At 63.9% G+C, this 21,770-nt stretch carries 22 protein-coding genes; 10 read left to right on the top strand and 12 right to left on the bottom strand.

Annotation, left to right across the window (positions count from 1 at the left end; translation table 11 throughout):
* Window positions 1-60: 60 nt before the first annotated feature.
* On the top strand, window positions 61-1,107 hold the full coding sequence (locus BUE39_RS17655) for a sulfonate ABC transporter substrate-binding protein (protein WP_073430005.1): 1,047 nt from the start codon (window positions 61-63) through the stop codon (window positions 1,105-1,107).
* A gap of 50 nt (window positions 1,108-1,157) precedes the next feature.
* Here BUE39_RS17655 and BUE39_RS17650 read toward each other — a convergent pair whose 3' ends face one another.
* The 5 genes from BUE39_RS17650 to BUE39_RS17630 form a co-directional block, all read right to left on the bottom strand.
* Window positions 1,158-1,454, bottom strand: coding sequence for a DUF971 domain-containing protein (locus BUE39_RS17650; RefSeq protein WP_073430004.1), 297 nt, complete (start codon window positions 1,452-1,454; stop codon window positions 1,158-1,160).
* Entirely contained in the window at window positions 1,454-2,461 is a 1,008-nt protein-coding gene (locus BUE39_RS17645) for a HEAT repeat domain-containing protein (protein WP_073430003.1), read from the bottom strand. The genes BUE39_RS17650 and BUE39_RS17645 overlap by 1 nt, the downstream gene beginning before the upstream one ends.
* Window positions 2,462-2,564: 103 nt before the next feature.
* On the bottom strand, window positions 2,565-2,810 hold the full coding sequence (locus tag BUE39_RS17640) for a 4Fe-4S dicluster domain-containing protein (protein ID WP_073430002.1): 246 nt from the start codon (window positions 2,808-2,810) through the stop codon (window positions 2,565-2,567).
* Window positions 2,811-2,819: 9 nt separating this feature from the next.
* Window positions 2,820-4,553, bottom strand: a complete 1,734-nt coding sequence (locus tag BUE39_RS17635) for a fumarate reductase/succinate dehydrogenase flavoprotein subunit (RefSeq protein WP_073430001.1) — start codon at window positions 4,551-4,553, stop codon at window positions 2,820-2,822.
* On the bottom strand, window positions 4,550-5,329 hold the full coding sequence (locus BUE39_RS17630; protein WP_073430000.1) for a GntR family transcriptional regulator: 780 nt from the start codon (window positions 5,327-5,329) through the stop codon (window positions 4,550-4,552). The genes BUE39_RS17635 and BUE39_RS17630 overlap by 4 nt, the downstream gene beginning before the upstream one ends.
* Window positions 5,330-5,536: 207 nt before the next feature.
* On the opposite strand from BUE39_RS17630, the gene BUE39_RS17625 reads away from it, so the two are divergent.
* The 8 genes from BUE39_RS17625 to BUE39_RS17590 all read left to right on the top strand — a co-directional run bounded on the left by BUE39_RS17625 (window position 5,537) and on the right by BUE39_RS17590 (window position 14,216).
* Window positions 5,537-6,451 carry a LysR substrate-binding domain-containing protein gene (locus tag BUE39_RS17625; RefSeq protein ID WP_073429999.1) on the top strand — a complete coding sequence of 305 codons (915 nt, stop codon included), beginning with the start codon at window positions 5,537-5,539 and terminating at the stop codon, window positions 6,449-6,451.
* A 178-nt stretch (window positions 6,452-6,629) separates the two neighbouring features.
* The gene (locus BUE39_RS17620; protein WP_073429998.1) at window positions 6,630-7,907 is read left to right on the top strand and encodes a dicarboxylate/amino acid:cation symporter; all 1,278 of its coding nucleotides are present in this window, start codon (window positions 6,630-6,632) and stop codon (window positions 7,905-7,907) included.
* Window positions 7,904-9,361 (top strand): cysteate racemase, encoded by a 1,458-nt coding sequence (cuyB, locus tag BUE39_RS17615; RefSeq protein ID WP_073429997.1) that lies wholly within the window; start codon window positions 7,904-7,906, stop codon window positions 9,359-9,361. Before BUE39_RS17620 ends, cuyB begins: the two co-directional genes overlap by 4 nt.
* A gap of 103 nt (window positions 9,362-9,464) precedes the next feature.
* A complete protein-coding gene (aspA, locus tag BUE39_RS17610; RefSeq protein ID WP_073429996.1) occupies window positions 9,465-10,883 on the top strand; it encodes an aspartate ammonia-lyase in 1,419 nt (472 codons plus the stop codon).
* Window positions 10,884-11,039: 156 nt separating this feature from the next.
* The gene (locus tag BUE39_RS17605; RefSeq protein ID WP_073429995.1) at window positions 11,040-11,894 is read left to right on the top strand and encodes a MurR/RpiR family transcriptional regulator; all 855 of its coding nucleotides are present in this window, start codon (window positions 11,040-11,042) and stop codon (window positions 11,892-11,894) included.
* A gap of 109 nt (window positions 11,895-12,003) precedes the next feature.
* Window positions 12,004-12,558, top strand: coding sequence for a carboxymuconolactone decarboxylase family protein (locus BUE39_RS17600; RefSeq protein ID WP_073429994.1), 555 nt, complete (start codon window positions 12,004-12,006; stop codon window positions 12,556-12,558).
* 198 nt (window positions 12,559-12,756) lie between these two features.
* Window positions 12,757-13,182 (top strand): OsmC family protein, encoded by a 426-nt coding sequence (locus tag BUE39_RS17595; RefSeq protein ID WP_073429993.1) that lies wholly within the window; start codon window positions 12,757-12,759, stop codon window positions 13,180-13,182.
* A 185-nt stretch (window positions 13,183-13,367) separates the two neighbouring features.
* Window positions 13,368-14,216 (top strand): isocitrate lyase/PEP mutase family protein, encoded by an 849-nt coding sequence (locus BUE39_RS17590; protein WP_073429992.1) that lies wholly within the window; start codon window positions 13,368-13,370, stop codon window positions 14,214-14,216.
* A gap of 42 nt (window positions 14,217-14,258) precedes the next feature.
* Here the strand turns inward: BUE39_RS17590 and BUE39_RS17585 are convergent, their stop codons facing one another.
* Window positions 14,259-15,032 carry an SDR family oxidoreductase gene (locus tag BUE39_RS17585; protein WP_073429991.1) on the bottom strand — a complete coding sequence of 258 codons (774 nt, stop codon included), beginning with the start codon at window positions 15,030-15,032 and terminating at the stop codon, window positions 14,259-14,261.
* 250 nt (window positions 15,033-15,282) lie between these two features.
* Between BUE39_RS17585 and BUE39_RS17580 the strand changes: the two genes are divergently transcribed.
* Window positions 15,283-16,203 carry a LysR family transcriptional regulator gene (locus BUE39_RS17580; protein WP_073430022.1) on the top strand — a complete coding sequence of 307 codons (921 nt, stop codon included), beginning with the start codon at window positions 15,283-15,285 and terminating at the stop codon, window positions 16,201-16,203.
* Window positions 16,204-16,319: 116 nt separating this feature from the next.
* On the opposite strand, the gene BUE39_RS17575 is transcribed toward BUE39_RS17580, so the two are convergent.
* The 6 genes from BUE39_RS17575 to BUE39_RS17550 are packed head-to-tail and all read right to left on the bottom strand — an operon-like array spanning window position 16,320 to window position 21,755.
* A complete protein-coding gene (locus tag BUE39_RS17575; RefSeq protein ID WP_073429990.1) occupies window positions 16,320-17,315 on the bottom strand; it encodes an isopenicillin N synthase family dioxygenase in 996 nt (331 codons plus the stop codon).
* Window positions 17,308-18,390 carry a vWA domain-containing protein gene (locus tag BUE39_RS17570; RefSeq protein WP_227470941.1) on the bottom strand — a complete coding sequence of 361 codons (1,083 nt, stop codon included), beginning with the start codon at window positions 18,388-18,390 and terminating at the stop codon, window positions 17,308-17,310. The genes BUE39_RS17575 and BUE39_RS17570 overlap by 8 nt, the downstream gene beginning before the upstream one ends.
* A gap of 8 nt (window positions 18,391-18,398) precedes the next feature.
* A complete protein-coding gene (locus BUE39_RS17565; protein ID WP_073429989.1) occupies window positions 18,399-18,956 on the bottom strand; it encodes a hypothetical protein in 558 nt (185 codons plus the stop codon).
* Window positions 18,953-19,951, bottom strand: coding sequence for a vWA domain-containing protein (locus tag BUE39_RS17560; protein ID WP_073429988.1), 999 nt, complete (start codon window positions 19,949-19,951; stop codon window positions 18,953-18,955). The genes BUE39_RS17565 and BUE39_RS17560 overlap by 4 nt, the downstream gene beginning before the upstream one ends.
* Window positions 19,948-20,889 (bottom strand): calcium incorporation protein MxaA, encoded by a 942-nt coding sequence (locus BUE39_RS17555; RefSeq protein ID WP_143031982.1) that lies wholly within the window; start codon window positions 20,887-20,889, stop codon window positions 19,948-19,950. Before BUE39_RS17555 ends, BUE39_RS17560 begins: the two co-directional genes overlap by 4 nt.
* Window positions 20,886-21,755, bottom strand: coding sequence for a DUF58 domain-containing protein (locus tag BUE39_RS17550; RefSeq protein ID WP_073429987.1), 870 nt, complete (start codon window positions 21,753-21,755; stop codon window positions 20,886-20,888). Before BUE39_RS17550 ends, BUE39_RS17555 begins: the two co-directional genes overlap by 4 nt.
* Window positions 21,756-21,770: the final 15 nt, after the last annotated feature.

Genomic DNA, 21,770 nt, shown 5'->3' with positions numbered 1-21,770 from the left:
GGCCCGCTAACGTCGAATCATTTGGCAAGCGGCTCACTCAACCTCTCATCTGGCAAGCTTATGGATTCTCGCGATACATCGGGCTCTTCTATTTCAACGGACGCTTCGGACACACCGGCAGCCTTCGACTCGCTCGATCCACGCCGGCGCACGCTGCTGAAAGCCGCTGCCGCAAGCGCGGCAGCCCTGGCCGCTGGGGCGCCCTGGTCCGTGCAACGGGCTCTGGCTCAGACGCCGTCCAAGGGTAAAACCTTGCGGATCGGCTTTCAGAAATACGGCAACTTCGTGGTGTTGAAAGCGCGTGGCACGTTGGAGAAGCGGCTGGCCGCCCAGGGCGTGTCCGTGCAATGGCTCGAATTTCCCGCGGGGCCTCAGCTTCTCGAAGGCTTGAATGCGGGCGCGGTGGATGTCGGCTCGGTCGGAGAGACACCGCCGATTTTTGCTCAGGCCGGCGGGGTCGAATTCGCGTATATCGGCCACGAGCCGCCGGCGCCCAAGGGCGAGGCGATCGTCGTGCCGCATGATTCGCCGATTCGCTCGGTGAAGGATTTGCGCGGCAAGAAAGTCGCGCTGAACCGCGGATCGAACGTGCACTTTCTGCTGGTCAAGGCCTTGCAGAATGCGGGGCTTTCATACAGCGACATTCAGCCCGCGTTTCTGACACCGGCCGACGCGCGCGCGGCCTTCGTGCAAAACAGTGTCGACGCATGGGTGATCTGGGACCCGTACCTGGCCGCTGTCGAGCGGCAGGCGAACGCGCGGGTGATCGCCAATGGCGAAGGTCTCGTGCGCAATACGCAGTACTACGTCGCCGCGCGCAAGTTCGCCGACACGCAGCCGCAGTTGCTGCGCGAACTCCTCGCCGAACTCGATCAGGTGGATCGATGGAGCCGCGACAATATTCCAGCCGTCGCCAGCCAGTTAGCGCCGCTCGTCGGTCTCGACGCGGCCACGCTCGAGGTGGCGCTGCAGCGCACGAGCTACGGCGTGCAGCCGGTCGATGCGGCGACGCTCGACTACCAGCAACAGATCGCCGACACGTTCACCAGTTTGAAGCTGATCCCGAAGAAGCTGGTGGTGGCGGATGCGAAATGGCGTGCCGCCTAGATGTCACCGGACCTCGCGCAACAGCGGGGTCCGCCTGGCCGACGTAACGATCATGGCCCAACAGGCGTGTGCGCGATGCCGGCCAGATATTCCCACGGATAAATGCCTTGCGCGTGCCCATCGCTGAACACGATCCGCACGCCGTAGCCCATCGGCTGAATCTCGACAATCGCGATATGCGGCCCGCTTCGCGGCGCCGCGCCCGATTGTGCCATGCGGCGACAGGTCGAGCAGGGGCACCGCTCCCTGAGCGTCGCGTTGTCGATCCATTGAGTCTGTCCTTCATGCCACGTCAGCGAAAGTCGCGCTGTCGCGGCATGAAGGGTGACGCGTTCGGGCGCATGCATCAGTCAGTGTCCTTGTCGATCTGCGCCAGCGCGATGCGCACGGCTTTGCGCACTTCCGGATCGGGATCGGTCGCGGCGGCCTGCAAGAGCGGCAGCGACGCGCGGTCGCCGAGTTCGCCGAGTTCGCCGAGCGACAAGGCGGCTTCCTTGCGCAGATTGCTGATGGCATGCGTGAGCAGCACGGCGATGACGGCGCCGGTCGTCGCATCGCGGAGCTTGCCTAGCGCCCGGACCGCCTGCAAACGCACTTGCCAGTAGTCGTCATCGAGAGCCGTGATCAGCGGGTCGCGTGCCTCCGCCGCGCGCAGTTTGCCGAGCGTGGCCGCGGCTTCCTCGCGGACCTGCCAGGCGGAGTCGCGCAGTGCGCGAAGCAGCGCGACGATGGTTTGCTCCGTGTCCGCCGCTTCGACACCCAACGCGCCGATCGCCGCGCGACGCACGGCGGCGTTCGGATCGTCCGTCGCAATGACGGTAAGGGGGCCGAGCGCGCGCTCGCTCTTCAACCAGCCGAGCACGCTCACTGCTTCCAGCCGCACACCGTCTTCGCTCGCCGTCAGCGCGGCCAGCGCGGGGGCGAGCGCACCCGCATGGCGCAGTTCGCGCAAACCGCGCAGCGCCGCCTGGCGCACGAACGGATCGCGATGACCGGCCCACGGCGCGAGCAGCGGCCCCGAGCGCGGCTCCTTCAGATTCGACAGACTCTGCGCGGCGGCGGCGCGCACCTCATCGGCACGATCGGTCAACGTTTCGCAGAGCGCCTGAACCACGTCGGCGCGTTCCCACGCGCCGAGCACCTGGGCGGCCTGCGCGCGCACTTGCGGCGACGCGTCGTGGCGCAACGCGGCGACGATCGGGCCGAGCACCGCTTCGTCCTCGAGGTCGGCGAGCGCCAGCAGGGCGATGCGGCGCACCGCGGCGTCCGCGGACGCGAGGCGCGGCAGTAGTTCGGCGGCTTCGGGATCGAGCGAATCGGGGTCGAACGTAAGCGAAAGCGAAATATCGGTCATGAGCTGAAAGAGGTCTGGAGTGAGCCGATGCAGCAGGTGCGTTCAATGCGCGAGTCGATCGTGCGTTGCATGCGTGGCGTGCGTTGAATGCGTTCCTTCGCGGCTAGCGCAGCAGATACGGAATATCGACCCTGACCGCGCCGGTCGGGCAATCTTTCTCGCAAGGCATGCAGTACCAGCATTCGTCGAACTTCATGTACGCCTTGCCCTTGCTCAGATCGATCGCGAGCAGATCGAGCGGGCAGACGTCGACGCAAACGGTGCAGCCTTTGTCGGCGATGCATTTGTCTTCATCGATCGTGACGGGCGCGGCGCTGCGCTGAAAAATGTCGTGCGGTGTGGTGGACATGGTCGCTCCTCAAGCGTCGGCGAGCGCGGGTTCGCCGATGCGCAGGTTCTGATAGGCGTGGCTCTCGCGATCGTCGAGCGGCACCACGTAAGGTTGCACGGCGCGTTTCTCGCTGACCATGCGGCCCGTTGCGTCTTTCCTCAGATGCGTGTGGCAAAACCACTCCGCGTCGTTGCGCTGCGGATAATCGACGCGATGGTGGTACAAGCCCCAGCGGCTTTCCGTGCGATACAGCGATGCATGCGCCGCCATTTCCGCGCAGTCGCGAATTGCCCGAACCTCGGCGGCGCGCATCAGTTCGTGCGGGTTGTCGGCCTTGATCTGCTCGATGTCGGCGGCGATTTCGGCGAAGCGTTGCAGGCCGATTTCCATCTTGCGCGTGACCTTCGACGGTTGAAGATAGTCGTTCACCATGCGGCGCAGCTTGTATTCGACCTGCGCCGGAGCCAGCCCCGTCTCCCGTTCGAGTGGTGCGTAGATGCGTGTCCGCTCGGCGTCGATCTGCTCGCTATCGAGGGCCGCATGTTCACGGCCTTCGACGTATTGCGCGGCGTTGCGGCCCGCGAACCAGCCATAGGTGAACGCGCCGAGCATATAGTTGTGCGGCACCGCGGCCATGTCGCCGGCGGCGTAGAGACCGGCAACCGTGGTCTCGGCGCGTTCGTTCACATAGACGCCGGAGGCGCTATGGCCGCTGCAAAAGCCGATCTCGGAGATGTGCATTTCGATCATCTGCTGGCGGTAATCGGTGCCGCGTCCCGCATGAAAACGTCCGCGGCTCGGGCGCTCGTTGGTGTGCAGGATCTGCTCGATCGTTTGAATGGTTTCCTCGGCGAGATGGTCGAGCTTCAGAAACACCGGACCATTGCCGCTCTGCAACTCCTGATAGAACTCCCACATCATCTGACCGCTCCAGTAATCGCACTCGATGAAGCGTTCGCCCTTGCCGTTCGCCGTGAAACCGCCGAGCGGGCCGGTCACATAAGCGCAGGCGGGGCCGTTGTAGTCCTTGATGAGCGGGTTGATCTGGAAACACTCGAGATTGGCTAACGCAGCGCCGGCGTGATAAGCCATCGCGTAACCGTCGCCGGCGTTGGTGGGGTTTTCATAGGTGCCCATCAGGTAGCCGGACGCGGGCAAACCCAATCGTCCCGCGGCGCCGCAACTGAGAATGACCGCCTTGGCGCGCACCACGTAAAAATCCGCCGTGCGGCAATCGAAACCCAGCACGCCGCACGCGCGTCCTTGCGCATCGGTCAGCACGCGCGTAACGACAATGCGATTGGTGATCGCAACGCGCGCGCGTTTGAGCTGCCTGTAGAGCACTTTCTTGATGTCGTGACCTTCCGGCATGGGCAGAACATACGAGCCCATGTGGTGCACTTTCTTCACCGCGTAGTCGCCGGTGCCGTCTTTCTCGAACTTCACGCCCCAGCGGTCGAGTTCCTCGATCGTCTTGAAGCTGTGCCGGGCGTAGGCGTACACGGCCGCCTGATCGACGATGCCGTCGTTGGCGATGGTGATTTCCTTCGTGTATTGCTCGGGCGTCGCATGGCCGGGGATGACCGCGTTGTTCAGGCCGTCCATACCCATCGAAATCGCGCCGCTGCGCTTGACGTTGGCCTTTTCGAGCAATAGCACCTTGAGATCGGGGTTCTGCTCTTTCGCCTTGACGGCGGCCATCGGACCGGCGGTCCCGCCGCCCACCACCACCACGTCGTACTCGATCACCTGTGTGTTCATGGCGTGTTCCTTGTGCTGTTCGGTTCTTTTTGACGGTCGACGCGCAAACGGTAGCGAAACGCATCGCCACGAAAATAGAGGTATTCGTAATCGATCGGCGTGCCGTCCGCGGCGTGCGTGAGGCGTTCGATCCGAAGTACCGGGCTGCCTTCCTCCACGCTCAATGCTGCGGCGATTTCGTCGTCGGCCAGAATGGCGTCGATCGAGACGTCGGCGTGGCCGAGCGGCACGCCGCAATCGTTCTCCAGAATCAGAAAGATGTCGCGCGTGACGAGGTCGGCGTTGGCAATGCGCTTGCCCAATGCTTCCGGCAGCCAGGTGATTTCGAGCGAGACCGGTTCACGATCGAGCAGCCGCACGCGACGGATTTCGGCGACCTTTGCGCTTTCCGGCAGATCGAGGCGACCGGCGATTCGCGCGTTGGCGGCGATGAAGCGGATCTGTCTGACCTGGTTGACGATTTCGTATCCCATCGACGACATCGCTTCGGCGAAACCTTGCAACGCGCTGACGTTCTGAAAGGCTTTCGGTTTGGAGACGAAGGTGCCCTTGCCGTGAAGCTTGAAGACGAGGCCTTCTTTCTGCAGATCGCCGAGCGCCTGGCGCACGGTGATGCGGCTGACGTTGAACATCGCGCACAGTTCGTTTTCAGACGGCATCCGCGCGTGCGCGGCATAACTGCCGTTCAGGATGCGCAGTCGCAGTTCCGTCTTGATCCGCTCGTAGAGCGGCGGCGCGGGAAGGGGCAGCACGATGGCCGGGGCGGGTTGTTGCATGGTGTCGTCGGGTTGCCTGTACTTGTTATGACAAGTTGCTTCACAGTCTAGTGACGGAGCGTCGGCGGGCGAACGAAGAATTTGTGGTTTGCTTTCCTGCGGTGACGCGTTGGAGTCGCTGTCCGCTTTCAATTCGATTGCATGACTTCGCGGACTCGCGCACCGGCTACAATCGGGCCTCCGTCAAAGGCTGACCCGAAGGCTCAAATGGAAATCAAATGGATAGAAGATTTCATCGCCCTTGCTCAGTACCAAAGCTTTTCGCGGGCAGCGGAGTTTCGCAATGTCACTCAGTCGGGCTTTAGTCGCAGGATTCAGTCGCTTGAACAATGGGTCGGCGCCGAGCTGATCGACCGCAGCAGCTTTCCGCCGGTCCTCACACCAGCCGGCCAACTGTTTCGCGAAGTCGCCGAAGACATCCTGGCCCGGCTATTCGATACGCGAGCCATCATCCGTACCGAGCAGCGCATCGCGGGCAAGAGCCTGCAGATTTGCGCGGGGCACACCATCGCTCTGAACTTCCTGCCGACGTGGCTCAAGGCGCTCGCTCCTCAATTCGGCGAAGTGCGTGCTCGTGTGATCCCGACAAACGTTCACGACTCGATTCTCATGCTCGTGAACGGCAACTGCGAGCTGATGTTCGCCTATCATCATCCTGAACTGCCTCTGCACCTGGATCCCGCCAGGTATGAGCATGTCACGGTCGGTCTCGATACCCTGATGCCGGCCAGCCGACCCAACGAGCGTGCCGGCCCGAAGTTCCGCCTGCCGGGGACGAAGCAGCGTCCGCTACCGCTTATCTCCTACACCGAGACCAGCTACTTTGGACGGTGCCAGGCCCTGCTGTTGAAGCGGACCTCGGACGCGTTGTCATTGCGTCTGCACTACGAGTCCGACATGGCGGAGGTTCTCAAGAAGCTGGTAATGGAAGGAGAGGGGGTGGCGTGGCTGCCGAGGAGCACCATCGCAAGGGAACTTGCCGATGGCGAACTCGTTCCGGCGGGACCCGCGAGCTGGCAGTTGCAGATGGAGCTACGCGCCTACCGCGACTCGACCAATCGCAGCGAATTTCTCGACACGCTCTGGCATCATCTCGGCGCCGGCGCGGCGGCGCTGGAATAGGGTTTTCCCACGTTATGCGAAACGCGCATGAGCGCATGCCGCAACAGCATTAGCGTTTTTTTTGACCTCTCTACCATCCGTTCCACGATGAAAGCGGCGCTGCCCGCGTCGCTCTCATCCCTTCTTTCGCGCGTGGCGGTCACTTCGGCCGCCGGCGCCGCCACAGGGACGGATGAACATGAAGAATCGCCTTACTCTGAGCATCGCAGCCGCGATGCTTCTCGGGATCCTGGCTGGCTACGTGTGCCACACGTCCGTCACCGACCCCGCTACCCTTAAAGCAGTGGCCGGTTACTTTTCCATCGTCACGGATATTTTCCTGCGACTGATCAAGATGGTCATCGCGCCGCTCGTTTTCGCCACGCTCGTCTCGGGCCTCGCGGGAATGGATAGCAACGGCGACGTCGGCCGTATCGGACTGCGCTCGGTCGCGTGGTTCGTCAGCGCGTCGATCGTCTCGCTCGGCATCGGCCTCGTCATGGCCAATGCGTTGCAACCCGGCGCCGGACTGCATCTGACGGTGGGTGCCGGCGAGGTGAGCACGGGCCTCAACACCTCGGCGCTGAACGTCAAGGACGTCGTCACGCACGCGTTTCCGACGAGCCTGTTCGATGCGATGGCGCGCAACGACATTCTGCAGATCCTGGTCTTTTCGCTTTTCCTTGGCGTCGGTCTCAGCGCGCTCAAGCGCGACTCGCGTGTCGGCATCGTCATTCAGGCGATCGACGGCATAGTCCCGGTCATGCTGCGGCTGACGAACTACGTGATGCGCGCCGCGCCGCTCGGGGTGTTCGGTGCGATCGCATCGACGGTGACGCTGCGCGGCCTCGACGTGATCTACACGTACGGCAAGCTGATCGGCTCGTTCTATCTTGGGCTGTTCGTACTGTGGGCCATTCTCATCGCCATCGGATATGCGTTTCTCGGTCGCAAAGTGGTGAGTCTGCTGAAGGCTGTGCGCGAGCCGGCGATGATCGCCTTTTCCACCGCGAGCAGCGAGGCGGCCTATCCGCGTCTTACCGAGCAACTGGAGAAGTTCGGCGTCGACAAGAAAGTGGTCGGCTTCACGCTGCCACTGGGTTACGCATTCAACCTCGATGGTTCGATGATGTACCAGGCATTCGCGGCGATTTTCATCGCCCAGGCCTTCGGTGTCGATATGCCCGTTTCGCAGCAGATATTCATGCTGCTGATTCTCATGTTGAGCAGCAAGGGAATGGCAAGCGTGCCGCGCGGGTCGGTGGTGGTGGTCGCGGCTGTCGCGCCGATGTTTCATCTGCCCGCTGCCGGCGTCGCGTTGGTTCTCGCCATCGACCAGGTTCTCGACATGGGCCGCACGATGACCAACGTGATCGGCAACAGCGTCGCCACCGCCGTGATCGCGAAATGGGAGGCCGCGCGTGAACCGGCGCCCGACGACATGGCGTTCGAGCCGGCGGAGGTCGAGGCTCGATGAGCGCCGCCCCGATGAAGAGCAGGCGCAAGCTGGGCGTGGTGGGCGGCTTGGGTCCACTGGCCAGTGCCGACGTATTTTTCAAACTGGTGAAGGCGACGCCGGCCTTGTCCGACGCCGAACATGCCGACATCATTTTCGAGCAGCGTCCGTTCAGGGGTTCGGGTTCCGGCAGCGCCGCCACCACGGAGCGCAAGCTTTATATCTTCGACATGATCCGCGATTTCGAGAAGCGCGGCGTGAGCACGATCGTGCTGCCATGCTTTCTCAGTCATACCTTCATCGACGAGTTGAAGGCAAATACGAGTCTGCCGATCGCGAACATTGTCGACGCGGTTCGCAGCCATGTTCAGCGCAAGTTTCCCGACGCGAAACGTATCGGCGTGCTCGCATCCGACTACGTGCGCGAAATGCGGCTCTTTGAACGGTACTTTCCCGCTCCGCGATTCGAGGTCGTGCACCCGCGCGCACTCGGCGATACCGACCTCGTGACGCAAGCCGTCTATGGTGCCGACGGCATCAAAAGCGGCAATCTGGGCGGCCGTGCCGTCGCGCTGCTGCGTGCCGCCTGCGATGACCTGACCGATCAGGGCGTCGATGTGATCGTGCCGGGCATGACGGAGATTGCGCTCGTGGCCGAGGAAATGGGTCCGCTGAAAGTGCCGCTCGTCGACTCGAACATGGCGTATGCGCAATATGTCGTCTCAGACCGATCCAGCTCGCCCGATACGGTTTTCAAGGTCGGCGTGGTGGGCGGTGTCGGCCCCGCTGCGACCATTGATTTCCTCAACAAGATCGTCCGCAATACCCCGGCGTCGCGCGACCAGGATCACATCAAATTGCTGGTCGAACAGAACCCCCAGATTCCCGACCGAACGGAGAACCTTGTCGGCAACGGCGCGGACCCGACCATTTCGCTCTACGCGACGTGCAAGAAGCTCGAAGACGGTGAAGCGGACCTCATCGCCATTCCATGCAACACGGCCCACGCGTTCGTCGACCGGATTCAGCCGTATCTCGGCATCCCCATCGTCAACATGCTCACTGTCACCGTTGACTATCTGCGCGAGGCGTTTCCCGGTCTGCGCGATGTCGGCGTGCTGGCGACGTCGGGCACGATCGACAGCGGCGTGTACCGAAAGGCGCTCGAATCGCGGGGACTGCGGCAGATGGCGCCAGGCCCCGCGCTGCAGGCGCGCGTGATGGACGCCATCTACGGAAAGAAGGGCGTCAAAGCCGGCTTTACGACCGGTGAGTGTCAGGAGGACATTGCCGCGGCCGTCGAAGGACTGATTGCCGAGGGCGTCGAAGTCATCGTGCTGGGATGCACCGAGCTTCCCATGCTTCTTCCGGACGGTGAATTCATCGGCGGCAATGGCGTGCGCGTGCGGCTTGTCGACCCCACCGAAGTGCTCGCGCGGCAGTGCGTCGCGCACGCGATGGGCGCCGCCGACTGAGCGCGCATCAGCCCTCGGGCCCCTGAAAAACAGCGATTTCTCCGCTCGGTTCGTGAACTGGGCGGCGCGCCCGGTTCGTCCTTTTTTTGCATCGGAGCATCACATGTCAACCCGCACTGAACGTATCGAACACGACCTCCTTGGCGATCTACCCGTCCCCGACGAGGCCTATTACGGCGTGCATACCCTGCGCGCGCTGCAGAACTTCCCGATCACGGGTATTCCCATCTCGACGTACCCGAATCTGGTGAATGCGCTCGCCAGCGTGAAGGAAGCAGCCGCGTTGGCCAATCACGATCTAGGTTTGCTGCCGGACCACAAGATGAAGGCCATCGTGCAAGCATGCCACGCGATTCGTAGCGGCGTCGCACATGACCAGTTCGTGGTCGATGTCATTCAGGGCGGTGCCGGCACATCCACGAACATGAATGCCAACGAGGTCATTGCCAATCTCGCGCTCGAGTACGTGGGCTATGGACGCGGCGACTACGCGGCGCTACACCCCAACGAGGACGTCAATCTTGGGCAAAGCACCAACGATGTCTACCCGACTGCACTGAAAATCGCGGCTTACATGGGCATTGTCCAACTCGTTCACGCGATGGCTGTGCTGCGTGCTTCATTCGAGCGCAAGGCGGAGGAATTCAAAAACGACCTGAAGATGGGGCGGACCCAGTTGCAGGACGCCGTGCCCATGACGCTGGGTCAAGAATTCAGCACGTTCGCCGTGATGCTCGGCGAGGACGAAGCGCGCTTGATGGAGGCTTCGACGCTGATCTGCGAAATCAATCTGGGGGCAACGGCAATTGGCACTGGCATTAACACGTCGCCCGACTACGCGCCGCTCGTGTGTCGCCATCTTGCCGGCATCACGGGAATTCCGGTCACCACTTCGCCGAATCTCGTCGAGGCCACGCAAGACGTCGGCTCCTTCGTGCAATTGTCGGGCGTGCTGAAGCGCGTGGCGGTCAAGCTCTCGAAGATATGCAATGACCTCCGGCTGCTTTCGAGCGGTCCTCGTGCGGGCTTTGGAGAAATCAACCTGCCTGCCGTTCAGGCGGGCTCGAGCATCATGCCCGGCAAGGTGAACCCGGTTATTCCCGAAGTGGTGAACCAGATTGCATTCGAAGTCATCGGCAACGACGTGACCGTCACCTTCGCGGCGGAAGCGGGGCAGTTGCAACTGAATGCGTTCGAGCCGGTGATCGCACACAGCCTCTTCAAGAGCGTTGCGCATTTGCGGGCGGGCTGTCTCACGCTGGCATCGAAGTGCGTGGACGGCATTACCGCGAACCGCGAACGACTGCAGGCCCTCGTCGAGAACTCCATCGGCATCGTGACCGCGCTCAACCCGTACATCGGCTATGTGAATGCGACCCAGGTCGCGCAGCAGGCACTCATCTCTGGCAGAGGCGTCGCGGAAATCGTTGTCGAGCGCGGCCTTCTCACGCGCGCGCAACTCGACGAGATCCTGCAACCCGCCATGCTGACCCAGCCGCGCCAGGCGATCGCATTCGACTGATCCGGTGATTCACACGCCGGGGCTGGGCGGGTTCCGCTTCGGTTGCCGGCATGCCGTGCCGACGAGCCCACATCCCGGTGACAGCGCTGTTGGATGCGATGCACCGGGTGGTAACATTTGTTGTCAACTTTCTCGGCCGCTTGCCCGGACCATCGCATGCCAGACAGCTTCGACCAGCTTGCCGTCCTGATCCGCGCGCGCTTCTCCGAACTGAGTCCGCAGTTTCAGATGGGGGCGGCCTTCCTGCTCGATCATCCCGACGAAGTCGCGGTCTCGTCGATGCGCAAGGTGGCCGAGCGCGCCCAGGTGCAACCGGCGTCGCTGGTGCGTTTGTCGCAGCAACTCGGTTTCCCCGGCTGGAATGAATTGCGCAACCTGTTCGTCGCGCGCGTGCGCACGCGGCCCGAGCCGCTCACCAGCCGCGCACGTTCGCTCGTCAAGTCCAAAGACGCGCTGGCGAACGATCTGCTGGTCGCGCAGCAGCACAATCTCGAAGTCACCGCCGCGCACAATGGTCGCGTGATCGTGGAAGCGGCACGGCTGTTGCGGCGCGCGCCGCATGTGCACGTGGCGGGGTTTCGCTCGTGTTACGCGGTGGCGTTCGGTCTCGTGTACGGCTACCGGTTGTTCCGTTCGTCGGTGTCGCTGCTCAACGGCGAGGCCGGCACGCTGGAAATGCAATTGCGCACGGTCGAACGCGACAGCGCGACCATCGTCATCAGTTTCGCGCCGTATTCGGTGGAGGCCGCGCGCGTGGCGGAAGCCGCACTGGAAAAGGGCAGCAAGCTGATTGCGATCACCGACAGCGCGGTCTCCCCCATCGCGCTCAATGCGGACAAGGTGCTGATTTTTTCGCACGAGAGTCCGTCGTTCTTTCCGTCACTGGTCGCGGCCACGGCGATTGCCGAGTCGCTGGTCGCGCATCTGCTCGCGCTCGAAGGCACGGATGCGGTCGAACAACTCGCCATCGCCGAACAGTCGCTGCATGCCAAGGGCGCCTACGTCCCCTGAGTTTCGCGTCTGAAACTGTTGATCTTCGCTGTCAGGCAGCGTTGCTCGATGCCATCGACAGCGCACTTGCCGCCGTTTGAAAACAACTCTGCAACTTGCGAGACCGACGATGACCGAACGTTTGCCTCATTTCGAACCGTCCGATGCCACGCCCGAACAGAAGGCGGTTCTGGACGAGATTTTGTCCGGGCCGCGCGGCAATCTGAACGGTCCGTTTCTCGGCTGGATTCATAGTCCCGAACTCGCGCAACACGCGCAGCGCCTGGGCGCGTTCTGCCGCTATCGGACAGGCTTGCCGCTGCGCCTGTCGGAACTGGCGATTCTGGTCACGGCGGCGCGCTGGCGGGCGCAGGCCGAGTGGACCATCCACCATCCGATCGCGTTGCAAGCGGGCGTGGCCGAAGCGGACGCCGAGGCGATCCGCCAGCGGCGGCGCCCGGTTTTCGCTGATGCCGACGACGCGTTGATCCACGACTTCGCGAGCGAACTGTACGACACTCAACGCGTATCGGATGCGACCTATGCGAAGGCCGTCGAGCGCTTCGGGCATCAGGTGGTGATCAACCTGGTGGGTCTGCTCGGCTACTACGCGCTGGTCGCGATGACGCTCAACGTGTTCGACATGCGGGCGGCCGGGCAGGACAGCTTGCCCTTCGCCGGGTAGCGCAGTGCAGCATGCCGCCCGTCATGACGCCGACGCACGGAAGCGCCTATGATGAAGTCCGGTCCACGCCCCCGCCCACCGCGCCGCGCGAGACTCGCGACCCATGCCGACACCGCGGAACATTCGGGCGGGACCGTTGCGGCGGGCATCAGCTCAGGTCGTGGAGCGCGCGAAGCAGGGCACAAACAGGAGAGAGCGATGAAGCGCAAGGCATCAGCAGTCTGGCAAGGCGGCCTGCAAGACGGCAAGGGCTCGATTTCCACCGACAGCGGCGTACTCAAGGAGACCCAGTACTCGTTTTCCACGCGCTTCGCGGACGGCATCGGCACGAATCCCGAAGAACTGATCGCGGCTGCGCACGCGGGGTGTTTCTCGATGGCGCTATCGGCGGAACTGGGCAAGGCCGGCATCACGCCCGAACGTATCGGCACGACGGCCACCGTCACGCTCGATAAGGAGGGCGGCGGTTTTGCCATCACCGCCGTGCATCTGGACGTGGCGGTCAAGATTCCCGGCGGCGACAAAACCGCGTTCGACAAGGCCACCGCGGACGCCAAGGCGGGTTGTCCGGTGTCCAAGGTTCTGAACGCCACGATCACGATGGACGCCAAACTCGAAACCTGAGTTCGCGCCTGGGTGCGTACCCGGGTTCTTGCTGTTCCCAGGCTTTCTCAGGCCGTCGACGCAATGCGGCCGGCGCGCGGGGCGAAACCCGCCGCCGGCTTTTACCCGTTGACCGGCAATCTCAACGATCCGCCAGTGCGCCGCGATCATGCGCCGGGCCGGGTCGGTCTTTCATGGAACCGCAGATGACAACGCAATCAGAAAAAGCTCAGCTCTTCCGTTCGTATCACACAGCCGGCGAAGCCTTCATCATCCCGAACCCGTGGGACATCGGCAGCGCGCGGCTGCTCGCGCTGGCCGGCTTCAAGGCGCTCGCCACCAGCAGCGCGGGCTATGCGTTTTCGCGCGGCTTGCCGGATAACGCCATCGGCCGCGCGCAGATGATGGTGCACCTCGGCGAAATCGCCGGCGCCACCGCTCTGCCGGTCAGCGCCGATCTGGAAAACGGTTTCGGCGACGCCCCCGAGGACTGCGCCGAAACCATCGCGCAAGCGGCGGCGGCAGGGGTGGTCGGCGGCTCGATCGAGGACGCGACCGGCCGAGCCGACGAACCGGTCTACCCGTTCGAGGCCGCCGTGGAGCGCGTGCGCGCCGCGGTGGTCGCGGCTCGCGCGCTGCCGTTTCCGTTCACGCTCACGGCCCGCTCGGAAAACTATCTGGTGGGCCGCCCCGACCTCGACGATACGATCCGGCGTTTGCAGGCTTACCAGCAAGCCGGCGCGGACGTGCTTTACGCGCCGGGTCTGAAGACGCGCGAAGAGATCGCCGCCGTGGTGGGCGCGCTCGAGCGGCCGGTGAATGTGTTGATGGGACTGCAAGGCGTGCTGCTCAGTTTCGACGAGTTGCGGGCGCTAGGCGTGCGCCGCGTGAGCGTGGGCGGCTCGCTCGCTCGTGCCGCGCTGGGCGCGTTTCTGCGCGCGGCGCACGAGATGCGCGATCACGGCACGTTCAGTTACACGAAAGACGCGGTGAGCGGCAACGAAATCAACCAGCTCTTCAGCACGGCCGCGCGGAAGTGGCAGAAGCCGGGCTGAGACGGCGTCAGAAAGAGAGGGTGAGGGATTCCATTCGCCCACTTACTTGGTCGTGTAACCGCCGTTGATCAGAATGGTTTGCCCGTTGATCCACCACCCGTCGCTGACCAGATGGCGGATGAAGGGCACCACATCCCCGATGTCGGTCAAACCAGTCGAGGAGAACGGCGAGAGTGCGGCGGCCGACTTGTGGTAAGCCACCGCGTCCGCACCTTCGGCGGGATAGAAGAACGGCGTGTCCATGGGCCCGGGGCCGACGGCCGTTACGGAGATACCGCGCGCGCCGAATTCCTTGGCCGCCGCGCGTGTGAAATGTTCGACCGGCGCCTTGGTGCCCGCATAGGCCGCGTAAAACGGGGTGAACGCGCCAAGCAGCGACGTGACGAGCGTGACGATCTTGCCATTATCGTTGACGTGCTTGCCTGCCTCTCTGAGAAAGAAGAACGCAGACTTGGAATTCACCGCCGTCATTTCATCGTATTCGGCCTCGGTGATATCGACGAACGGCTTTTTCAACACCTTGCCTACCGTGTTGATTGCAATATCGGGGCGGCCGACGGCGGCGACGACATCCGAAAACAGCTTCTCGACCGCGCCGGCCGAGGTCAGATCGGCCTGGAAAGCGACTGCCGTGGCACCCGCCGACTCGATCGCGGCAAGTGTCTCGTCCGCCGCGGCTTTCGAGCTCGCGCTGTTGTAGTGGATCGCCACTGCCCTGGCGCCCTGCGCGGCGAGATTCCGTGCAATCAGCCCACCGAGATTTTTCGCCCCGCCCGCAATGACGACGGTTTTGCCTTTGATGCTGTGGTCTGCCATGTTTCATCCCCCAGTGCCGAAGCCGCCCTATGCAGCCTCTCATCCTGCTCGATGATATATTCCAGGAAAATCATTTAAACCTACTGTTTCTGACATCACTGGTCAGAAAAGTCGAACAGTGGAAGGGCGTGCCTGCACATGACGATGAGTGAGACCGGCGGCGCGCGCGCGTGCCGGACCGATGGACTGCATCCCCTGCGGAAAGCTCGATACGACGGCGAGCCGCGCGCTCGCGAAGGTGGGAGCGAACGTGGATCGTATTGACCTGTTTCGCGTCTTCGCGCGCGTCGTCGAATGTGCGAACTTCACGCGCGCGGCGGACACGCTCGGCTTGCCCCGCTCGTCGGTTTCCGCGGCGATCCAGGAACTGGAAGGACGGATCGGCGCCCGCTTGCTGCATCGGACAACGCGCAAGGTGTCGCCGACACAGGACGGCGCGGCGCTCTATGAACGCTGTCTTCGCCTGATCGCCGATGTAGAGGAGACCGAGAACCTGTTTCGGCAGACATCGGTGGGGCCGGGCGGCGTCTTGCGCATCGACGTGCCAGGCCGTATAGGCCGGTTGATCATCGCACCCGCACTGCCGGGATTCCTCGTCTCCTATCCGAAAATCGACATCACGCTCAGCCTGACCGATCGCACGATCGACCTCATCGAAGAACGCGTCGACTGCGTGCTGCGCGTGGGCAAGCCGCACGAGTCCGGCATGATCGCGCGTCCGATGGGCGATCTGCCACTCATCAATGTTGCGAGCCCCCTCTATCTGTCCCAGCACGGTACGCCTTGCACCCCCGGCGACATGACAACCCAACAGGTCGTTCACTATGCGTCGCCAACGAGCGGGCGTATCGCGCCCTGGGAATGGCTCGATGGCGAGACTGTCAGAACGTTGACAACCCAGGGCCGCGTGACCGTCAACAGCGCGGAGGCGTATATCGCATGCTGCCTTGCAGGACTTGGCTTGATCCAGATTCCTGCCTATGACGTGCAACAGCATCTGCGTGCGGGCGAACTGATCGAGGTGATGCCCGAATACCGGGCTGCGCCAATGCCGATGAACCTGCTCTATCCGCATCGGCAACATCTGTCGCGCAGGGTTCAGGTGTTCGCCGACTGGCTCGATGCGCTCTTGAAAGCGCAACTCGTTTGCGATTCGGGTGCGGGCGAATGAAGCCGGTCGATCAGGGCGTCGGTCTTTCGTCGCACAGCGGCGACCGATGCGGTTCGAGATAACCGAACGGACGCGGGAAAGCGTGGAGACCGGGATAAAGGCGGCCGCACAGCCAGCTACCGGAGTCTCGCCCCCGGATAAATCTCCTGGTATTTCCGGAAGGCATAGGGCCCATATTGCAGCGGCGCGGAAGCATTATTGGAAGCGCCCCTAACCTGGCCGAGCGGTACGACGAGGGTCTCGTAGTCGGGCTGGAAGAAGAACGGCAGTGAGAGGCGCTCGCATGCGGTATTCACACGATGGCGCGTCGCCACATAACGGCCTCCGGTCCAATACTGGAGCATGTCGCCGATATTGCAAACATATGCGCCGGGCAGTGTCGGTGCGCTGGTCCAGCACCCATCGCGCGTCTGAATTTCGAGCCCTGGGCTGTCTGCAAGCAACATCGTCAGACAGCCGTAGTCGGTATGCGCACCGCAGCTATAGTCCCCAATCTCTGTTTGTGCGAGCTTTTCTGCTGACGCAGGAATCGAAGCTATTTGCGGCAGATCCTTGGGGGCCGGGTAATGCGCGGTGCGAAACTGCCAGAAGGGGCGGTCATTGAACGCGAGCCGGAAAAAATCTTCCTGCAAATCGAGGCTCAACGCGATGCCTCGCATCAGATCGAAACCGAGCCCGACCATATGGCCGATATAGCATGTCAACGCCTCGCGATAGCCGGGGAGCGCCGGCCAGAGGTTCGGTCCATGCATTGGCTTGCCGGACACGACATCGGGATGGTTTGGCGCGAATTCGACACTGAACTCCATCAGCTCATACGGATTGCGTTTGCCGTCCGCCAGTTCCGACAGCAGCGGGGCATAGCCGCGGAAGCACCGGCTATGCCGTTCAAGCGACAGTTTCATTTTTTCTTCGACCGATAGGGCAAAGAAAGTCTCCGCGTGCTCGAACACGGCATCGATCGCGGCCTCCGGCACGCCGTGATTGACGATACAGAAGAACCCGGTCTCACGGCACGCGCGTCCCAGTTGCGCGGCAATCCGCCGGCTGCCGGCTGGGTCCAGGCGCCGCAGCGCACCGATATCGATAACGGGGATGGCGGTGTCATTCATCGTGTCTTTCCTCGATGAAACCGGACTGGAACGGCCGGTGTACGGCTGAATAGGCATCGTTGCGTGAAACCATGACCGCTCGTCCGGTCTTCGAAGCGGTGACCGCTGTCGCGAGTCGGCGGGCGCCGGCTTGCCCGATCCTCGCCGCGCGCGGCACGCGAATCTCCGGCATGAACGTGATCGCCAGCATCAGCAACGCGGCCACGGCGGCGCACCAGCGCAGATCAACGGCGATCGGCGCGCGTTGCGCAAAGCGCGAGTCGAGCAGGGCGTCGCCGAGCGCGGCGGGCGTCCACAGCCGGCGATAGCCGAAGCCAATCTGGCCGGACAGTGTTTGCAGATACGCTTCGCGCACCTGCGACAACTCTTCCCGGCTCACGGCAGCGGGCGCGCCAGGCCGTGCGGGGGACACCGCCGTCGTTTGGACTACCTCGCTGGCGAGCCAGAAGCCCGCCGGGCGACCGTCGTTGCCGGTTCTGGGAATCGGTGCGGGCCGCTCGCCGCCGACACCGATCAGCCAGCCGCCCACGTCGCCCGTCGTGATGCCCGGCAGCGATGTTTCGGACGGCGGACGCGGCGGCGCCTCCTGACCGTCGGTTACGAACACCACCGCTGTGTGGTCGCCGATCTGCTTCGCCTGCCGTATCGCCGAATAAAGGCCGCCATTGGCGATGCGGCTCGCGTTCGCCCAGCGCATGCGGCCGTCGATGCCGTCGAGGGACGCGAGCAGCGCGTCGTAGTGTTCGCATACCTCGACCGGCGGCAACAGCAGCAGCGCGCGCGCATCCGTGAACACGCTCCAGCCGATGCGCGATCCGCACGGCATCCGCCGCAGCGCATCGCGCATCGCCGCGCGCGCATACGCAAGACGGCTCGTACGCACACCGTTTAGCGTCACATCTTCGACGTTCATGCTTTGCGTGATGTCGAACGTGACGACGTAGTCGAAGCGTTCGCGCATCAACGTAATCTTCGGCATCCACAACGCGGCGGCGAGCAGGGCAAGCGCGGCAACCAGTGCGTATTGCCGGTAGCCGAACACGCGCGGCACGGCCGGCTTTATCGCTTTCCCCATCGCGTCTTTCACGGCAGATCCCCCAACACGACGTCCGGCACGGTCAGCGCGCGCCGATACGCCGGGGGCTCATGGCCGTCGCCGAACGCTTCGGTGGTCTCCGGTTGCAGCCAGAGCGCGCGCTCGAGGTTGTAGCGCGCGTCCCAGTCCGCCGGATAGGCGCGCAGCAGTTCGCGATAACGGTTCTTGGCGAGTTCGATCAGCGGCGCGGAAGCGAGCGGGTTCGCGGTCCCCGCCGCGATCGCCTCACGCAGGTACATGTTGGCGAGATCGAACAACGCCGTGCGCCCGGTCTCGTCGAGATGCGCGCGATCGATCAGACCGTTGTAGAGCTTCGACGCCGCATCGTGTTCTCCCGTTTTCGACAACGCGACGGCCTGTGCGAGCCGCACTCGCGCGGTCCGGTCGATTCCCGCGCCGGTGACGCTGCGCGCAGCCGTCGCGGCGCGCAACACCGCCGCGTTGCCGCGCAGCGCATCCACGAGACGCCAGCCCTGATAGCCGGCCAACGCCGCGCAGCACAGCGCAAGCGCCGCAAAGCCCGCATGAACCGTGCGTCGCTTCATGACCAGCTCCTCAATACCGCGAAGCGCAACCCGACCAGCAAGGCACAGCCCGCGAGCGCGACCCCGAAGCACAGCGAGCCATGACTGCCAGCGGGCACGCGCTCCAGATACGACACGGGGAAGTGCTGCTGCGCGTCGATGTCGGCCATCGCAGCCGCCAACGCGCCGGAGTCATCCGTCTGATAGAGGCGGTACGGCGTTTTCAGCGACTGGAAGTACCGATGCAGTGCGGCCTCCTCGGACGACTCGTCGCCCGGCTTGATCGCATTCAGATCCGCGCTGTTCGCGCTGCTGCGAATGTAAATGAAATAAAGCGTGATGCGATTGCGCGTGAGACTCGCCGCGATGCGTTCGCGCATCGCGGCGTCGAGTCGCGCACCGCCGTCGGAGACCAGCACGATCACGCGATTGCCGTTGTAATCGCGCTGGTCGAACTGACCGACGGCCGCCAGCAGCCCACGGTCGAGCCGCGTATCCGGCATGCCCCGGCCGATGCCGGTACTCGCCACCGCACTCTCGATCGCCTGTTTGTCGCGAGTGAGCGGCATGACGAGCAATGGGCTCGTGCCGAACATCATGAACGCAACGCGGTCGTCGTTGCGTTTGTCGATGAACTTCGTCAGCACCTCACGCGCGGCGTGGTTCTTCGACATGCCTTCCGATAATGCACCTGCGGCCTTGACGCCGGCAGGCGGGATGATCGCGTCCATGCTCGAACTGCGGTCCATCAGCACGACGATTTCCGCGCCGCGCGCAATCCGCGCCACTTGCCGCTCCGGCCGCTGTGGATCGGCAAGTCCGATCACGATCAGCGCCATCGTCGCGACCGCAATCGCCTTCAGTGCGATGCCGGCGGCATGCCCGAGCCGGTCGCGCGGCAGCCAGTCGACGTGCGAAAACATCAGTGTGTCGCTGCGCCGGGGCCATAACGGCAGCAGCGCGAGCGGCAGCAACGCCAGCATCCACGGCGACGAAAATGCGAGCATGGCGGTCATCGGTGATGACGCCTTTCGGCAAGCCGAAGCTCCCGGGCCAGTTCGAGAAGCCGATACGGCTCGTGCGTCGGCGAAACTGCGAAGAACCGCTCGCCCGACTGTGCGTAGAAGCGTTCGAGCCGCTCGCGCAATGGGCTCAAATACGGTGCGCGGACGAACAGCGCGCCCAACGTTCCTGCGTGAAGCGCCTGTCCGGCGGCCTCGTTCAGTGCGCGATGCACGGACACCCACGCGTCGGGTTCGCGGTCGACCTGCACCGCGTCGAGGCGCTCCAGCGCGCGGCACGCGCGGGCGAACGGCAAGCGGCCCGCATCGCGGCGATTGCGCCACAGCCACCACCCAAGCCACGCACATGCAACGAAAGCCAACACCGCCAGCGACGCGATCAGGCGCTGGCGCAGCGGGGCGATCGGCAACGGTGAGGGTTGACGGTCGGGCTGCATGTCCTGCAGCGAACCCTGCGCGAACGCGCTGCGCGGCGTCAGCGGCGCGACGCTGACCGGCCACGCGGCGACCGCCAACGCCGGGCTCGAAGCGACGGGGGCTCGCAGCATCAAGGCAGGCAGAGTGATCGCGGTGAGGGTCTGCGGCGCGTTGATGACTTGATACTCAAGCACCAGCCAGCGCTCGCCGCCGGCATCCGTTTCGACCTTCGCCGCGCGCCGCTCGAGCCACGCGCCGGTGCGTTCGAGCGGCGGCAGTGTCGCCGGTTCAAACGGACGGTCGTTCGCGCGAAGCAGGACACGCTGCGAAATCACATCGCCGAGCAGATAACCGAAGCTGCGCGGCTGAGCTGTCGCCGCGATTACGTTTTGCTGGGCAAGGGCGCCGTATGAAAAGCACGCTGAGGCGAACATACAGAGAAGCGCGGCGACGCGCGTCGTCAGCGACACGCGGTCGCCCACCTGTGGCCGCAAGAAGGAAACTCGCCGCGTCATGCCGTCAACTCCAGAAAGTAACGCGACAGCGCCTGCGGATCGAACGGACCGGTCAGGTAAAAAGGCCGCACGCCATGCGCGGTGCACAGCGCATCGATCCGCGCGCGTCGCTGTGCGACCGCATTACGCCACTGTGCACGTAGCGCCGGGCGCATCCATAACGTGCGCCGCCCGTTCGATTCGGCGTCGCGCATCATCATTAGCGCGTTCTCTTGCGGTGCTTCGAGTTCGAACGGATCCCACACGACGATCGGTACCAGCAGGGCCGGCATCAATAGATCGAACGATGCGCGCAGCGTGTCGAGTGGCCAGTGGAAATCCGATACGACAAACACGAGTCCCTGGCGTCCGCTGAGCCTTTCGGCCGCGCGACGCAAACCGGTCGCGCCGTCGCCCTCGCGGCGCAGTGCCGGCCGGCCGCCTTCGGACAGCATCGCACGCATCGCGGCGCCGGCGCCGCGATGATGGCGCGCGGGCAACATCAGGTCGTCGCGCAAACCGGTATCGAACGCAAGCAGGCCGACCGCATCGCCGACCCGAAACGCGCTGCGTCCCAGTGAATCGACAAAGTCGCCGACGACCTCGAGCTTCGCCCGGCGCGAACCGAACGACATCGATGCCGATACGTCGACGACCGCATGCACGGTGACGGCCGTGCGTTGCCGCTGCATCCGAACCAGCCAGTCGCGGCCAACGTGCCGCAGACTCGCGCGCAGATCGAGACGCCGCGGATCGGGATGGTCGAAAAGCCGCGCGTGCGTGGCAAAAGCCTGGCCGCCGCCCACGCTCGAACCGTGATGCGAGCCGGGGCGATATCCGCCTGTCCGGGATGGCATCCGGTAATGGAATTCGTGGATCGCACTCATCGCGTCGCTCGCGCC

The organism is Paraburkholderia terricola, from assembly GCF_900142195.1.
GTDB lineage: Bacteria > Pseudomonadota > Gammaproteobacteria > Burkholderiales > Burkholderiaceae > Paraburkholderia > Paraburkholderia terricola.
Note: the sequence above shows the minus strand (reverse complement) of the source record. Positions and strands in the feature narration are given on the sequence as shown.

Coding starts and splice junctions, on each gene's coding strand:
- BUE39_RS17560 (WP_073429988.1), bottom strand. CDS start 19,951: ATGACCGCCATGCTCGCATTTTCGTCGCCGTGGATGCTGGCGTTGCTG.
- BUE39_RS17595 (WP_073429993.1), top strand. CDS start 12,757: ATGAAGCGCAAGGCATCAGCAGTCTGGCAAGGCGGCCTGCAAGACGGC.
- BUE39_RS17635 (WP_073430001.1), bottom strand. CDS start 4,553: ATGAACACACAGGTGATCGAGTACGACGTGGTGGTGGTGGGCGGCGGG.
- BUE39_RS17640 (WP_073430002.1), bottom strand. CDS start 2,810: ATGTCCACCACACCGCACGACATTTTTCAGCGCAGCGCCGCGCCCGTC.
- BUE39_RS17575 (WP_073429990.1), bottom strand. CDS start 17,315: ATGAATGACACCGCCATCCCCGTTATCGATATCGGTGCGCTGCGGCGC.
- BUE39_RS17565 (WP_073429989.1), bottom strand. CDS start 18,956: ATGAAGCGACGCACGGTTCATGCGGGCTTTGCGGCGCTTGCGCTGTGC.
- BUE39_RS17555 (WP_143031982.1), bottom strand. CDS start 20,889: ATGACGCGGCGAGTTTCCTTCTTGCGGCCACAGGTGGGCGACCGCGTG.
- BUE39_RS17625 (WP_073429999.1), top strand. CDS start 5,537: ATGGAAATCAAATGGATAGAAGATTTCATCGCCCTTGCTCAGTACCAA.
- BUE39_RS17605 (WP_073429995.1), top strand. CDS start 11,040: ATGCCAGACAGCTTCGACCAGCTTGCCGTCCTGATCCGCGCGCGCTTC.
- BUE39_RS17630 (WP_073430000.1), bottom strand. CDS start 5,329: ATGCAACAACCCGCCCCGGCCATCGTGCTGCCCCTTCCCGCGCCGCCG.
- BUE39_RS17650 (WP_073430004.1), bottom strand. CDS start 1,454: ATGCATGCGCCCGAACGCGTCACCCTTCATGCCGCGACAGCGCGACTT.
- BUE39_RS17550 (WP_073429987.1), bottom strand. CDS start 21,755: ATGAGTGCGATCCACGAATTCCATTACCGGATGCCATCCCGGACAGGC.
- BUE39_RS17620 (WP_073429998.1), top strand. CDS start 6,630: ATGAAGAATCGCCTTACTCTGAGCATCGCAGCCGCGATGCTTCTCGGG.
- BUE39_RS17600 (WP_073429994.1), top strand. CDS start 12,004: ATGACCGAACGTTTGCCTCATTTCGAACCGTCCGATGCCACGCCCGAA.
- BUE39_RS17645 (WP_073430003.1), bottom strand. CDS start 2,461: ATGACCGATATTTCGCTTTCGCTTACGTTCGACCCCGATTCGCTCGAT.
- BUE39_RS17585 (WP_073429991.1), bottom strand. CDS start 15,032: ATGGCAGACCACAGCATCAAAGGCAAAACCGTCGTCATTGCGGGCGGG.
- cuyB (WP_073429997.1), top strand. CDS start 7,904: ATGAGCGCCGCCCCGATGAAGAGCAGGCGCAAGCTGGGCGTGGTGGGC.
- BUE39_RS17570 (WP_227470941.1), bottom strand. CDS start 18,390: ATGGGGAAAGCGATAAAGCCGGCCGTGCCGCGCGTGTTCGGCTACCGG.
- BUE39_RS17590 (WP_073429992.1), top strand. CDS start 13,368: ATGACAACGCAATCAGAAAAAGCTCAGCTCTTCCGTTCGTATCACACA.
- BUE39_RS17655 (WP_073430005.1), top strand. CDS start 61: ATGGATTCTCGCGATACATCGGGCTCTTCTATTTCAACGGACGCTTCG.
- aspA (WP_073429996.1), top strand. CDS start 9,465: ATGTCAACCCGCACTGAACGTATCGAACACGACCTCCTTGGCGATCTA.